The organism is Streptomyces sp. CB03234 (genome assembly GCF_001905885.1).
In the GTDB taxonomy this organism is placed as follows: Bacteria; Actinomycetota; Actinomycetes; order Streptomycetales; family Streptomycetaceae; genus Streptomyces.
The window spans coordinates 394,729-408,756 of the sequence record NZ_LIYH01000001.1 but is presented as its reverse complement, the minus strand read 5'-3'; the positions used below and the strand labels follow the sequence as shown (position 1 = coordinate 408,756).

The 14,028-nt window shown below is 73.0% G+C and carries 11 protein-coding genes; 6 read left to right on the top strand and 5 right to left on the bottom strand.

The window, feature by feature from the left end; all coding sequences use genetic code 11:
* The first annotated feature begins 97 nt into the window (after nt 1–97).
* Complete coding sequence (locus tag AMK26_RS01820; protein ID WP_073751123.1) at nt 98–613, top strand: MarR family winged helix-turn-helix transcriptional regulator; 516 nt, start codon at nt 98–100, stop codon at nt 611–613.
* A 90-nt stretch (nt 614–703) separates the two neighbouring features.
* On the opposite strand, the gene AMK26_RS01815 is transcribed toward AMK26_RS01820, so the two are convergent.
* From AMK26_RS01815 to AMK26_RS01805, 3 genes are read right to left on the bottom strand one after another with little or no spacing between them, the layout of a single operon-like run.
* The gene (locus tag AMK26_RS01815) at nt 704–931 is read right to left on the bottom strand and encodes a hypothetical protein (RefSeq protein ID WP_073751121.1); all 228 of its coding nucleotides are present in this window, start codon (nt 929–931) and stop codon (nt 704–706) included.
* Nucleotides 932–951: 20 nt separating this feature from the next.
* Complete coding sequence (malQ, locus tag AMK26_RS01810; RefSeq protein WP_073751119.1) at nt 952–3,114, bottom strand: 4-alpha-glucanotransferase; 2,163 nt, start codon at nt 3,112–3,114, stop codon at nt 952–954.
* The gene (locus AMK26_RS01805; RefSeq protein WP_073751117.1) at nt 3,115–3,384 is read right to left on the bottom strand and encodes a hypothetical protein; all 270 of its coding nucleotides are present in this window, start codon (nt 3,382–3,384) and stop codon (nt 3,115–3,117) included. It abuts the gene before it with no gap.
* A gap of 281 nt (nt 3,385–3,665) precedes the next feature.
* Here AMK26_RS01805 and AMK26_RS01800 point away from each other — a divergent pair, with 281 nt between their 5' ends.
* Nucleotides 3,666–6,752: a beta-N-acetylglucosaminidase domain-containing protein gene (locus tag AMK26_RS01800; protein ID WP_079277403.1), complete on the top strand. Its 3,087-nt coding sequence runs from the start codon at nt 3,666–3,668 to the stop codon at nt 6,750–6,752.
* Between the two features lie 24 nt (nt 6,753–6,776).
* Here the strand turns inward: AMK26_RS01800 and AMK26_RS01795 are convergent, their stop codons facing one another.
* Nucleotides 6,777–7,310, bottom strand: a complete 534-nt coding sequence (locus AMK26_RS01795; RefSeq protein ID WP_073751115.1) for an HNH endonuclease — start codon at nt 7,308–7,310, stop codon at nt 6,777–6,779.
* 234 nt (nt 7,311–7,544) lie between these two features.
* Here AMK26_RS01795 and AMK26_RS01790 point away from each other — a divergent pair, with 234 nt between their 5' ends.
* Complete coding sequence (locus AMK26_RS01790; RefSeq protein WP_073752943.1) at nt 7,545–8,612, top strand: mechanosensitive ion channel family protein; 1,068 nt, start codon at nt 7,545–7,547, stop codon at nt 8,610–8,612.
* A gap of 9 nt (nt 8,613–8,621) precedes the next feature.
* On the opposite strand, the gene AMK26_RS01785 is transcribed toward AMK26_RS01790, so the two are convergent.
* A complete protein-coding gene (locus tag AMK26_RS01785; RefSeq protein WP_073751113.1) occupies nt 8,622–10,109 on the bottom strand; it encodes a UDP-N-acetylmuramoyl-L-alanyl-D-glutamate--2,6-diaminopimelate ligase in 1,488 nt (495 codons plus the stop codon).
* A gap of 403 nt (nt 10,110–10,512) precedes the next feature.
* Here AMK26_RS01785 and AMK26_RS01780 point away from each other — a divergent pair, with 403 nt between their 5' ends.
* The 3 genes from AMK26_RS01780 to AMK26_RS01770 are packed head-to-tail and all read left to right on the top strand — an operon-like array spanning nt 10,513 to nt 14,025.
* A complete protein-coding gene (locus AMK26_RS01780; protein ID WP_073752941.1) occupies nt 10,513–11,724 on the top strand; it encodes an ROK family transcriptional regulator in 1,212 nt (403 codons plus the stop codon).
* A 22-nt stretch (nt 11,725–11,746) separates the two neighbouring features.
* Nucleotides 11,747–13,078, top strand: a complete 1,332-nt coding sequence (locus tag AMK26_RS01775) for an ABC transporter substrate-binding protein (protein ID WP_073751111.1) — start codon at nt 11,747–11,749, stop codon at nt 13,076–13,078.
* Nucleotides 13,075–14,025, top strand: coding sequence for a carbohydrate ABC transporter permease (locus AMK26_RS01770; protein ID WP_073751109.1), 951 nt, complete (start codon nt 13,075–13,077; stop codon nt 14,023–14,025). Before AMK26_RS01775 ends, AMK26_RS01770 begins: the two co-directional genes overlap by 4 nt.
* The last annotated feature ends 3 nt before the right edge of the window (nt 14,026–14,028 follow it).

The window sequence follows — 14,028 nt, the reverse complement described above, 5'->3', positions numbered from 1 at the left end:
CCCTTCAAGTAGCTTGGCGATAAGTAGCTTAGCCCTAAGCTACTCGCTTGCAAGCATCTTTCTTGCGAACGAGGGACACGGGGTTCACACTGCCGCCATGACCTCCTCGACACCCCGGCCCCAGGACCCCGTCGACGCGATCACCGCCCAGTGGGCGGTCGTACGCCCCGACCTGGACACCGTTCCGATGGCGGTCTACGGGCGGATCTACCGGCTGAGCAGCACCATGGCCGCCCGCATGGACAAGGCGTACGCGCCCTTCGGCATCTCACGCGGAGAGTTCGACGTGCTGGCGACGCTGCGGCGCTCGGGCGAGCCGTACACGCTCTCCCCGCGCGAGCTGTCGGCGACGCTCATGCTGACGACGGGCGGCATGACGGGGCGGCTGGACAAGCTGGAGCGGGCCGGGCTGCTGAGCCGCAGCCCCGATCCGCACGACCGGCGCGGCCTGCGGGTGACGCTCAGCGCACGCGGGCGCGAGCTGGTGGACGAGGCCGTGACAGCCGGGCTCGCGGTCCAGCGGGAGGCCCTGGAGTCGGCCCTGGACGCCCAGGAAGCCGAACAGCTGGCGGGCCTGCTGCGCAAGCTGCTCGCGGCCACGGGCGGGGCCTGAGCGCGCGAAGGCGCTGCCCGGCGGGGTGTCACGCCGGGCAGCGCCTTCGGAAAGAGCTTCGGAAAGAGCTTCCGAAAGAGGAGGAGGTCCTCAGACCTTCTTGGACTTGTCGAGCACCATGACCAGGCCCGCGATCACCGCGAAGAGCACGATCGGGGCGGCGACGTACAGGCCGAGGGTCTCGGCCACGCTCAGGCCGGGACCCGGGTCGTCACCGTCGTCGCGGGTGAGCGCGAGCGCGGGGGACGACATGAGCAGCATCATCAGCGTCGTACCGGCCGCGACGGCGCCGGCGCGCAGGGCGTTCTTCTTGTCCACGGTGCAAACGTAGCGAACGCCTAAAGGCCCCGCTCGTCCGGGGGTGCCATAGACGGGCCGGCCGGGCGCAGCACGTCCATCAGGGCGTGCAGGCGGGGTGAGACGGCCAGCTCCTCCAGGGTGACGGGGCGGCCCTCCGCGTCGGCGATCGGCAGCCGCCAGTTCGGGTACTGGTCCCACGTCCCGGGCAGGTTCTGCGGGCGGCGGTCGCCCACCGCGTCCGGGAGCCAGACGCCGGCCATCCGGGCGGGTGTGCGGCGCAGGAAGCGGTAGACCGCGCGGATCTCGGCCTCCTCGTCGCGCGGGCCCTCCTCCAGCAGGCCCAGCGTGCGCAGGTACGCCAGCCACTCCGCGACCTCCTCGGCGTCCTCGGCCCGCTCCTCTTCCAGGGTGCGGGTGAGCAGCCCCAGCCGGTGGCGCAGCTCCACGTGCTCGCCGGTCAGCCGGGCGGCGGTGGACGGCAGGTCGTGCGTCGTGGCGGTGGCCACGCAGTCGGCCCGCCAGGTCCTGGGCGGCAGCGGCCGCCGCGTACCCTCCCAGTCCCGTTCGAACCACAGCACGGACGTGCCGAGGACACCGCGCCGCTGGAGGGATTCCCGTACGCCGGGTTCGACCGTGCCGAGGTCCTCGCCGATCACGACGGCGCCCGCGCGGTGGGCCTCCAGGGCGAGGATCGCGAGCATGGCGTCGGCGTCGTACCGGACGTACGTCCCCTCCGTCGGCTCCCGGCCCTCGGGCACCCACCAGAGCCGGAACAGCCCCATGACGTGGTCGATGCGCAGCGCGCCCGCGTGCCGCAGCAGCCCGCGCAGCAGGTCCCGGTAGGGGGCGTACCCGGAGGCGGCGAGCGCGTCGGGGCGCCAGGGCGGCAGGCCCCAGTCCTGGCCGCGCGCGTTGAACGCGTCCGGCGGGGCGCCGACCGACATCCCGGCGGCGAACGCGTCCCCTTGCGCCCAGGCGTCGGCCCCGTCCGGGTGCACCCCGACCGCGAGGTCGTGGACGATCCCCACGGCCATGCCCGCCTCCCGGGCGGCCCGCGCGGTGGCGGCGAGCTGCTCGTCGGTGAGCCAGGCGAGCCGGCAGTGGAAGTCGACCCGGTCGGCCAGCTCGTCCCGCTCCCGCGCGGTGGCGGCCGAGCGGGGGTCGCACAGGCCCTCGGGCCACTGCCGCCGGTCGGCGCCGTACCGCTCGACCAACGCGCACCAGGTGGCGTGGTCGAGCAGCGCCTGGCCCCGTTCGGCGCGGAACCGGCGCAGGGCGGCCTGCCGGCCGGGGCCGAGCGGTACGCGCCACAGCAGTTCCAGGGCCTGCCGCTTGAGCACCCACACCGCGTCGCGGTCGATCAGCTCGCCCTTGCGCAGCACCCCTTCACGCAGTTCGGCCGCGCGCCCGATGAGGGCGTCCAGCTCGGCGCGTTCCTCGGCGCTCAGGTGCCCGCGTACGTACGCGTACTCGGGGACGTCCTCGATCCGCAGGTGGACCGGGTCGGGGAAGCGCCGCGAGGAGGGGCGGTACGGGGAGGGGTCGGTGGGCGTGCCCGGAACGGCCGCGTGCAACGGGTTGACCTGGACGAACCCGGCTCCCAGGTCCCGCCCCGCCCAGTCGGCCAGCTCCCGGAGGTCCCCGAGGTCGCCCATGCCCCAGGACCGCGTGGACAGCAGCGAGTACAGCTGGACGAGGATCCCGTAGCCCCGCCCGGAGGGCTGCGGCACGCGCGCGGGGGCCACGACGAGCGTGCTGTGCGCGGTGCGCCCGTCGCGCGCCCGGGCCTGGAGCCGGTGCACGCCCAGCGGCAGCCTGGCCCAGCGGGGCGTGCCGGAGATCTCGTCGCCGTGCTCGGTGGTGATCCGTACGTCGGTGCCCGGCGGGAGCGCCGCGAGCGGGCGCGGCAGCTCGTACGGCCGGCCCTGGCGCGGCGCGTCCTCCTGGGGCCGGCCCTGGCGCGGCGCGTCCTCGGGCGGTCCGTCCCGCCACAGGACCAGCGTCGGCGGGAGGAGCCGGGCGTCCCTGGCCGCCTCGGTGGCGGCCAGGGACGCGCGCAGCGCCTCCGGCGTGGCGGCGTCGACGTCCAGGGCGGCGAGGACCTCCACCACCGTGGTGTCGGGGACCGGGACGGTGACGCCCGCGGACGGGGAGTACGCGGTGGCGACACCGTGCAGCGCGGCGAGCCGGGCAAGGGTCATTCAGGCTCCTGGGGACTCCGGTCCGCCGGCCGTGCGGTGCGCGGTCGGCTCGCTGGTCAGGGGGGTGAAGTCGGTGAGGGCGGGTTCGCTGGTCAGGGGGGTGGCGTCGGCGAGCGGCGGCTCGCTGGTCAGCGGGGTGCCGGCGGCGGGCAGCCCGGTGAGGGGGCAGTAGCCGGGGCCGAGGCCGGTGGCCGGCGGGCCGGGGACGGGTGCGGGGCCCGGGACCTGTTTGGAGAGGGCGGTGAGCAGGAGCTGGGCGGACGCGGCCATGGTGGCCTCCCTGTGAAGGTGACAGTGGGACACAGCAGCCCTACCCAGTGGGCGGCCACACATCCGTACAACGTGGCGTCGGTCACATGGCGTTCCCGTGACGGGAGTTGAACCGCACCCCGCGCCCCGGTAGGCAAATACGACACAACGGCCACGCACATTGACACCTTCGGCGAGTCGGTGGTGGGCTCGAAACCGACCGGTTCAGCCACCGTTCCGGCCACCGTCCCAGCCACCGGCAAAGCTACTCGCAGAACAACGAAAGACGAGGGGAGACGCGCGTGCAGTTCGGGCGCTTCGGCCGCGGAAAGCGGACCGCGACGGCCGTCGCCGTCGCCGTGATCGGCGGCCTGCTGGGCGGCGCTCCCGGCGCCCTGGCCGCGCCCGGCGGGCCCGGCTCCCCCACCACGACCGTGCCCGAGCGGGACGGCGCCGCGCTGCCCCCGGTGTGGCCGCGCCCGCAGTCCCTCCGGCCGGCCGGCACGGCGGTACCGCTGGGCGACGAGGTGACGCTCCTGGCGGGCGAGGGCGCCGACCCGTACGCCGTGACGGCGCTGGAGGGCGTCCTGCGCGACGCCGGCGTACGCACCGTGTACACGGGGCGCGACGGGCGCGGGCCGGTTGTGCTGTTGGGCGGCACCGGCGCGCAGAACGCCTTGCGCGCCCTGCGCGCGCCCGAGCGCGGCGACCTGCCGTCCGGCGGCTACCGCATCGCCACGGGCCGGTACGAGGGCCGTGACACGGTCGCCGTGGACGGCGTCGGCAAGGACGGGCTGTTCCACGCCGTCCAGACGCTGCGCCAGCTCATAGCCGAGGACCGGACCGTACCCGGCGTCCTCGTGCGCGACTGGCCCGGAACCGCCGTGCGCGGCCTGACGGAAGGTTTCTACGGCCGCCCCTGGAGCAACCAACAGCGGCTCGCCCAGCTCGACTTCATGGGCCGCACCAAGCAGAACCGGTACCTCTACGCCCCCGGCGACGACCCGTACCGCCAGACCCAGTGGCGCGAGCCCTACCCGGCCGACCGGCGGGCCGAGTTCCGCGAGCTGGCCGAACGGGCCCGGCGCAACCATGTGACGCTCGCGTGGGCGGTGTCGCCCGCCCAGTCGATGTGCCTGGCCTCCGAGGACGACCTCGGGGCGCTCAAGCGCAAGATCGACGCGATGTACGCGCTGGGGGTGCGCGCCTTCCAGGTGCAGTTCCAGGACGCCTCCTACGACGAGTGGCACTGCGCCAGGGACGCGGACACCTTCGGCTCGGGCCCCGCCTCGGCGGCCCGGGCCCACGCGCGCGTGGCGACGGAACTGGCGAGGCACCTGGCCGGCCGGTACCCGGACGCGGAGCCGCTGACGCTGATGCCGACCGAGTACTACCAGGACGGCACCACCGAGTACCGCACGGCGCTCGCCGCGGAGCTGGACGACCGGGTGCAGGTGGCGTGGACGGGGGTCGGGGTCGTCCCCCGTACGATCACCGGCCGCGAACTGGCGGGCGCGCGGGACGCGTTCGGGCACCCGCTGGTCACCATGGACAACTATCCGGTCAACGACTACGCGCAGGACCGGATCTTCCTGGGCCCGTACATGGGCCGTGAGCCGGCCGTCGCGGCCGGTTCCGCCGCTCTGCTGGCCAACGCGATGGAGCAGGCCGCCGCCTCCCGCATCCCCGTCTTCACCGCCGCCGACTACGCCTGGAACCCCAAGGGCTACCGTCCCGCCGAGTCCTGGCACGCGGCCCTGAACGACCTGGCGGGCGGCGACCCGAAGGCCCGTGAGGCGCTGCACGCCCTCGCCGGCAACGACGCCTCCTCGATCCTCAGCCGCACCGAGTCGGCGTACCTCCGTCCGCTGCTGGCCGGCTTCTGGCGCACCCGCGCCAGTACGACGGCGGACGCGGCGGCCCGGGACCGGGCGGCGCGCGAGCTGCGGGCGGCGTTCACCGTGATGCGCGAGGCTCCCGGGCGGCTGACGGGCACGGCGGACGGCCTCCTGGACGACGAGGTAGGGCCGTGGCTGGAGCAGCTTTCGCGGTACGGCCGCGCGGGCGAGGCGGCCGTCGACATGCTCCAGGCGCAGTCGCGGGGCGACGGGGCGGGCGCCTGGCGGGCCTCGCTGGAGCTGGAGCCGCTGCGGGCGGAGCTGGCGGCGAGCCCGGTCACGGTGGGCGAGGGCGTGCTGGACCCGTTCCTGGCGCGGGCCGTCAAGGAGGCGGCGCGGTGGACGGGCGCGTCGCGCAAGGCGGGCACCGTGGAGCGTGAGAACGGGGCGTACACCGTGCGCCTGGACCGGGCCCGGCCCCTGGACACGGTCACCGCCATGACGGCACCCGGGGCCCACCCCGTGAACGGCTCCGTCGAGGCGCACGTACCCGGCCAGGGGTGGCGGCGGCTGGGCGCCCTGTCGGGCAGCGGCTGGACCCAGGCGGCCACGCGGGGCCTGGCCGCCGACGCCGTACGGATCACCTGGACCGGCCGGTCGCCCGGCGTCCGGGCCCTGGTCCCGTGGTTCGCCGACGAACCGCAGGCCCGCCTGGACCTGCCGCGCGCCGAGACGGACGCGGTGATCGGCGGCGCCCCGCGCCGGGTGAACGCGGTGCTGGCCGCCCAGCGGCCCGGCGAGGTGCACGGCGCGCTGACGGCGAAGGCCCCGAAGGGGCTGAAGGTGACCGTCCCGAAGCAGACGGTCGTCCCGCGCGGCACGGCCGCCACCGTCCCGGTCGAGATCACCGTCCCGGCGGGCACCCCGGCGGGCGACTACCAGGTGCCGCTGTCCTTCGCCGGCCAGGAGCGCACGCTGACCGTGCGGGCCTACCCGGCGACGGGCGGCCCGGACCTGGCCCGTACCGCCAAGGCCTCCTCGTCGGGCGACGAGACCGCCGACTTCCCCGCCCCGGCCGCGATCGACGGCGACCCGGCCACCCGCTGGTCGTCCCCGGCCGAGGACGGCGCCTGGTGGCAGCTGGAGCTGGAGCGGCCGGTCCGGCTCGGGCAGGTCGTCCTGCACTGGCAGGACGCGTACGCGGCGAAGTACCGCGTCCAGGTGTCGGCGGACGGCCGCACCTGGCGCACGGCGGCGACCGTGAAGGACGGGAAGGGGGGCCGAGAGGCGATCCGGATGGACGCCCCGGGCACCCGCTTCGTCCGCGTCCAGGGCGACGCGCGGGCGACCGAGTACGGCTACTCGCTGTTCACGGTCGAGGCCTACGCGGTGACGGCCCCGGCACCCGGCGGTGCCTCTGGCGAGCGAAGCGAAGGGCGAAGGGGCGCGGCGGGTGTCGAAAGGGAGAACGCGCGGAGGGTCGTGAGGAACGCGCGGAGGGCCGTGAGGAACGAGCGACCCGAGCACGATCGACCGTCGACACACGCTTGAGCGCCCCGGAGCCGAACCGAGCCCTTAAGAAACGCGATCGATCCGGGCCATGGCGTCGTCCGCGCCGTACGGCTGCAGGTAGGGCAGCCAGCGCGGGTCCCTGTGCCCGGTCCCGATGATGCGCCAGGCCAGGCCGGTCGGCGGGGCGGGTTGCTGGTGGAGCCGCCAGCCCAGCTCCCGCAGGTGCCGGTCGGCCTTGACGTGGTTGCAGCGGCGGCAGGCCGCCACCACGTTCTCCCAGGCGTGCTGTCCGCCGCGGCTTCGCGGCACGACGTGGTCGACGCTGGTTGCGACGCCACCGCAGTACATGCAACGCCCGCCGTCGCGGGCGAAGAGGGCTTTGCGGGTCAGAGGAACGGGCCCCCGGTAGGGGACCCGTACGAACCGCTTCAGGCGGACCACGCTGGGTGCCGCGATGGCACGGGTGGCACTGTGCATGAAGGCGCCGGATTCCTCGAGGCAGATGGCCTTGTTCTCGAGGACGAGGACGAGCGCGCGGCGGAGCGGTACGACGCCGAGGGGCTCGTACGACGCGTTGAGGACCAGGACATGCGGCACGGATGCCTCCTATTACGCCGGCGGCGCGTGGCTCGCGCCGGGACGATCTGCTCTCAGTCTCTCCTCATGCCAGGTCGAAGCGCCACCACGTACCGGTAACGGGCCCGAAGTGTTTTCGACCACACCCCGATCATCCCCAGGTGAGACGCAGCTCTCCCTCGAACATGGCAACGAACCACCCCCGATGCGCCGTTAATGTAATTGGTCAGCTTGTCCATCCTGGAGGTTCCCGCCGTGCTCTGGTCCGCCGTTTCGGCTGCAGACCCCACACCCGCGCCGGTGTCGCTCGACGAAGCCGCCAAGCAGGCCGGTGAGGCCGCCGGCTGGGTGGAACAGAACTGGTCCACCTGGCTGAGCACCGGTCTGCGCATCCTGCTGATCCTCGCCGTGGCCGTCGTGCTGCGGCACCTCGTCCGCAGGGCGCTGACCAAGCTGATAGAGCGCATGAACCGCAGCGCCCAGGCCGTCGAGGGCTCCGCCCTGGGCGGCCTCCTGGTGAACGCCGAGCGGCGCCGCCAGCGCTCCGAGGCCATCGGCTCGGTCCTCCGTTCCGTCGCCTCCTTCCTGATCATGGGCACCGCCGGCCTGATGGTCCTCGGTGCCTTCAACGTCAACCTGGCGCCGCTGCTCGCCTCGGCCGGTGTCGCCGGTGTCGCCATCGGTTTCGGCGCCCGCAACCTGGTCACCGACTTCCTCTCGGGCGTTTTCATGATCCTGGAGGACCAGTACGGGGTCGGTGACTCGGTCGACGCGGGGGTCGCCTCCGGTGAGGTGATCGAGGTCGGCCTGCGGGTGACGAAGCTGCGCGGCGACAACGGTGAGATCTGGTACGTCCGCAACGGCGAGATCAAGCGGATCGGCAACCTGAGCCAGGGCTGGTCCACGGCCACGGTCGACGTGACGGTCCGCCCCACCGAGGACCTGGACCGCGTCCGCGCGGTGATCACCGAGGTCGGCGAAGCCATGGCCAAGGAGGAGCCCTGGAACGAGCGCCTATGGGGCCCGGTCGAGGTGCTGGGCCTCAACGAGGTGCTGCTGGACTCCATGACGGTCCGGCTCTCGGCCAAGACCATGCCCGGCAAGTCGCTCGGCGTGGAGCGCGAGCTGCGCTGGCGCATCAAGCGGGCCTTCGACGAGGTCGGCATCCGGATCGTGGGCGGCCTCCCGGCGGCCCCGCAGGAGGACGCCGCCGCGGACCCGACGGCCGCCATGGCAGCCCCGTCCGCCTTCGCCTCCGCCACTTCTCCCCAGTCGGTCGCGGCGACGCCGCTGACGCCGGCGCCGCCGAACCTGACGAAGTAGCCGCAGACCTCAGGCTCCGGCGAGTTCCCGCACGGTGGCCATGTCGCTGAACGGCAGCAGCTGGTCGCCGACGATCTGGTGCGGCTCGCTGCCCTTGCCGGCGACCAGGACGACGTCGTCCGGGCCCGCGGCGGACAGGGCGAAGGCGATGGCGTCACGGCGGTCGGCGCACCGTTCGAACGGGGTGCCGGTCGCCACCAGGCCGGGCGCGATCTGGTCCAGGATCGCCCCGGGATCCTCGTCGCGGGGGTTGTCCGAGGTGAGGACGCACAGGTCGGAGTGGGTCCCGGCGATCCTGCCCATGTCGGCCCGCTTGGTGGTGTCGCGGTCCCCGCCGCACCCGAAGACGGTGATGACCCGGCCGCGGGCGAAGGCGCGGATGGTGGTCAGGACCTTGTCCAGGGAGTCCGGTGAGTGGGCGTAGTCGACGATCACCGACGTACCGGCGGGGGTCCGGAAGCGCTCGAACCGGCCCGGCACGGGCGGCATCTGGTCGAGCGCGCCGACCAGCCCGCGCAGATCGTGTCCCAGGATGTGGCAGGCCGCCACGGTGGCGAGCGCGTTGGACACCGAGAAGCGTCCCGGGACCGGGATGCTCGCCGGATACGCGCGCCCGCCGTGGTGCAGCGTGAACCGTGTGCCGGTGGCGTCCACCACGAGGCCGGTGGCCCGGTAGTCGGCGTCGGTGTCAATGGCGTACGTGGTCACCTCGCCCGGCATCATCGTCATGATCGCGGCACTGACGGGGTCGTCGGCGTTGACCACCGCGTACCGGCACAGGCCCTGGAACAGGCGCAGTTTGGCGTCCCGGTAGTTCGCCATGGTGCCGTGATCGTCCAGGTGGTCCTGGGTCAGGTTGGTGAAGACCCCGACGTCGACGAACGTCCGGTCGACCCGGTGCGTCAGCAGGCCCATGGAGGTGGCCTCCAGCACCACGCTGCCGACCCCGCGGTCGCGCATGCAGCCCAGCAGGTACTGCAGGTCCGGCGACTCGGGTGTGGACAGCACCGACCGTGGCATCGGGATCAGCTGGTCGCCGATCCGGCTGCCCGCGGTACCGATGACCCCCACCCTGGCGCCCTCCGAGATGCGCAGCACCGACTCGACCATGTACGACACGGACGTCTTGCCGTTGGTGCCGGTGATCGCCACCATGTCCATCCCGCGCCCCGGCTCCCCGAAGTAGCGGGACGCGACGGCCGCGCCCGCCGCCCTGGTGTCCGGCACCCGCACGGCGCACACGTCGGCGGGCGACGCCCACACCGACTCGGGCAGCTCCGGCGCCGTACCGTCCACGAGCACCGCGGCCGCCCCGCGCGCGAGGGCCGGCGCCACGGACCCGGGGCCGCCCTCGCGGTGCCCGGGTACGGCGATGAACAGTGACCCCGGCGTCACCCGGTCGGTGTCGAAGGTCGGCACCCCGGTGATCCACGTCTTCTCCGGATCGCCCCGCAGCACATGGTGCTCCTGCCCGGCCAGCAGTTCGCTCAGCTTCATGATGATCCCTTCGACGGTGGCTCGGCCCCGTCGTGCGGCTGTCGCCAGGCGGCAGCCCCGGCGGTGCGCCGGAAGCTGCGGTGATGCGGTGATGAGGCGATGAGGCGGAACCGCGGGCACGGTCCGGTGGTATCCGGACGGAACACTCGGCCCGCGGTCGAAAGCCGCTGGAAGATCGTCATCCGTCGGCCGGCGACAGCGCGGAGGCGGCCTGCCGCAGGCGCTCCCTCATGGCGCTCGTCCGGCCCATGGTCGGAGTGTACGTCGGCCCGGGCACCGCGGAATCCGCCACTTCGGGAGGCGGGACGCCCCGAGGTCTTGACGGGCTCCTGACATGCGCCTTACCGTCTGGCCACTCCAACTGGAAAGTTTCCTAACAATGTGAGGGCAGGTGCATCCCGTCGTGGCCGGAACCTCCGGAAACACCCCCGGCACGCCGCGTGTGCTGCGGGCCATGAACGACCGGGCCGCGCTCGATCTGCTGCTGGAGCACGGGCCCCTGTCCCGGACCCGGATCGGCAAGCTGACCGGGCTGTCCAAGCCGACCGCCTCGCAGCTGCTGGCGCGGCTGGAGGCGGCGGGGCTGGTCGTGGCGACCGGCACGACCGAGGGGCGGCCGGGGCCGAACGCCCAGCTGTACGCCGTCAACGCGCGCGCCGCGTACGCCGCCGGGCTGGACGTCAACCCCCGGCGCATCCGCGCGGCCGTCGCCGACGTGACGGGGGCGGTGGCCGGCGAGTTCGAGCTGGCCACGCCCCGGCGGGCCGCCGACGGCGTCGTACGGCAGGTGACGGAGGCGCTGGACGGGGCCGTGAAGGCGGCCGGGGTCACGCGGGGCGAGGTGCACCGGCTGGTGATCGGGACACCGGGTGCGTTCGATCCGTCGACCGGGCGGCTGCGGTACGCGTCCCACCTGCCCGGCTGGCACTCCCCCACGCTGCTGGACGAGCTGGCGGCCGCCCTGCCGATGCCGGTCGAGTACGAGAACGACGTGAACCTGGTGGCGGTGGCCGAGCAGCGGCTCGGGGCGGCCCGGGGGCACGAGGACTTCGTCCTGCTGTGGAACGAGGAGGGCCTGGGCGCCGCGCTCGTGCTCGGCGGGCGGCTGCACCGCGGGTTCACCGGGGGCGCCGGCGAGGTCGGCTTCCTGCCCGTGCCGGGCGCGCCGCTGGTGCGGCAGGTCACCAAGGCGAACAGCGGCGGCTTCCAGGAGCTGGCCGGCGCCCAGGTGCTGCCCCGGCTGGCACGCGAGTACGGCGTCGAGGACATCCCGCCCGGGGCGTACGCGGAGGTCGCCGCCGAGCTCCTCCGGCGGGCCGCGCACGCCTCCTCCGGCCCGTACCCGAGGCTCCTCGACGCCTTCGCGACCGGTCTCGCCACCGGTCTGGCCTCCCTGGTCGCCGTCCTCGACCCCGAGCTGGTGGTGCTGTCCGGCGAGGTGATCGTCGCCGGTGGCGAGCCGCTGCGCGAGCGCGTCCAGGCCGAGCTCGCCGAACTTGCCGCCTCCCGGCCACGGCTCGTCATCGGCGGCGTACGGCAACACCCGGTGCTGCGCGGCGCGCTGGAGAGCGCGCTGGCCGCCACGCGCGACGAAGTCTTCGACACCTCTCGCTGAAGCAGAATCAGGAGACACCGGCATGAACCGCAGAACCGTCCTCACCTCGCTCGCCTCGGCCGCCGCCATAGCCCTGCTCACCTCCGCCTGCACCGGCTCGGCCGGGGCCGGCGCGAGCGACGACCCGAACGCCGAGGTCACGCTGACCTTCTGGCACGGCTGGTCGGCGCCGAACGAGGTGAAGGCGGTCAACGCCACCATCGAGCGGTTCGAGGACGCCCACCCCAACATCACGGTGAAGGCCGTCCCCAACATCACCGACGACAAGATCCAGCAGGCCCTGCGGGCGGGCGGCTCCAACGCCCCGGACGTCGTGTCGTCGTTCACGACCGACAACGTGGGCAAGTTCTGCTCCTCCGGTGCCTTCGCCGATCTGAAGCCGTTCATCGACAAGTCGAGGATCGACCTGGAGAAGACGTTCCCGAAGCCGCGCCTGGACTACACCCGGTTCGAGGGCAAGCGCTGCGCGCTGCCGCTGCTGGGCGACGCGTACGGGCTGTACTACAACAAGGACGCCTTCAAGGAGGCGGGTATCGCGGCGCCACCGAAGACGTGGAGCGAGTTCGACGAGGTCGCCCAGAAGCTGACGAAGCCGAAGGGCGACTCGTACGAGCGGCTCGGCTTCATGCCCACCTTCCACGGGTACGAGTCGACCCCGGGCCATCTGGTCGCGCAGTGGAGCCCGGCGTACTTCGACGAGCACGGCAGGTCGAACATCGCCAAGGACCCCGCCTTCGCCGCCATGTTCACCTGGCAGAAGAACCTGATCGGCAAGCTGGGCGGGTTCGGGAAGCTGGAGAAGTACCGCCACACCTTCGGTGACGAGTGGGGCGCCAAGCACCCGTTCCACACCGGTCAGGTCGCCATGCAGCTCGACGGCGAGTGGCGGCTGGGCATGGCCACCGACGCCAAGGTGCCCTTCGAGGTCGGCGTCGCGCCGCTGCCGGTCCCCGACGACCAGGCCGCCGACTACGGCAAGGGCTACCTCTCCGGGACGATCGTGGGCATCGCCTCCACCAGCGCGAAGCAGAACGCCGCCTGGGAGCTGGTGAAGTACCTGACCACCGACACCGACGCGGTGGTGAACTTCGCCAACGAGCTGCGCAACGTCCCCTCCACGCACGCCGCCCTCGCCTCACCGAAGCTGAAGCTGGACCCGCGCTTCAGGACGTTCCTGGACATCGCCCGCCACCCGAAGTCCAACACCACCCCCGCGTCCGTCAACGGCGGCGCCTACCAGGTCACCCTCCAGGAGTTCGGTTACCTGTACGAGGCGGGGAAGGTGGCCGACCTCAAGGCCGGGCTGGAGAAGACGGCCGCGCAGATCGACACGGACCTCGAGAAGGCGAAGTGACGCCCCACGCCGTCCGCGCCCTCCGGGCGAAGCGCACCCGGGGCACGCTGCGTACCGTCGCCTTCCTCTCCCCCTGGCTGGTCGGCTTCAGCGTCTTCTTCGCGTACCCGCTCCTCGCGACCGGGTACTTCTCGTTCATGAAGTACGACGGGTTCGGAGCGCCCGTCTTCAACGGCCTGGAGAACTGGACGTACGTCTTCACCGGCTATCCGGCCTTCTGGCCGTCGATGGCGAACACGCTGTGGCTGGTGGTCGTCATGGTCACGTGCCGGGTCGTCTTCGGGCTCGGCGTCGGCCTGCTGATCACCAAGATCAAGACGGGGGCGGGGGTCTTCCGGACCCTGTTCTACCTCCCCTACCTGGCCCCGCCCGTGGCCGCCACCCTCGGCTTCGTCTTCCTCCTCAACCCCGGTACGGGTCCGGTCAACACGATCCTCGCCGACCTGGGCCTGCCGGCCCCCGGCTGGTTCACCGACCCGGCCTGGTCCAAGCCCGCGCTGACCATGCTCGCGGTGTGGGGCGTCGGCGACCTCATGGTCATCTTCATGGCCGCGCTGCTCGACGTACCGAAGGAGCAGTACGAGGCGGCGGAGCTGGACGGCGCGTCGGCCTGGCAGCGCTTCCGGTACGTGACCCTCCCGAACATCTCCCCGATCGTGATGTTCGCCGTGGTCACCGGGGTCATCCAGACCATGCAGTACTACACGCAGCCCCTGGTGGCCGGGAAGGTCGCCTCCGGGATCATCGGCAACAGCGGGCAGCAGTTCGAGCCGGGCTACCCGGAGAAGTCGACGCTGACCCTGCCGCAGCTCGTCCACAACCTCGGCTTCCAGCGTTTCGACTACGGCTCGGCGTGCGTCGTCGCCCTGGTGCTGTTCGCCCTCGCCATGGCCTTCACGGCGCTGCTGATGCGGCGGCGCGGCGGTCTCGTACAGGTGGGTGACTGACCG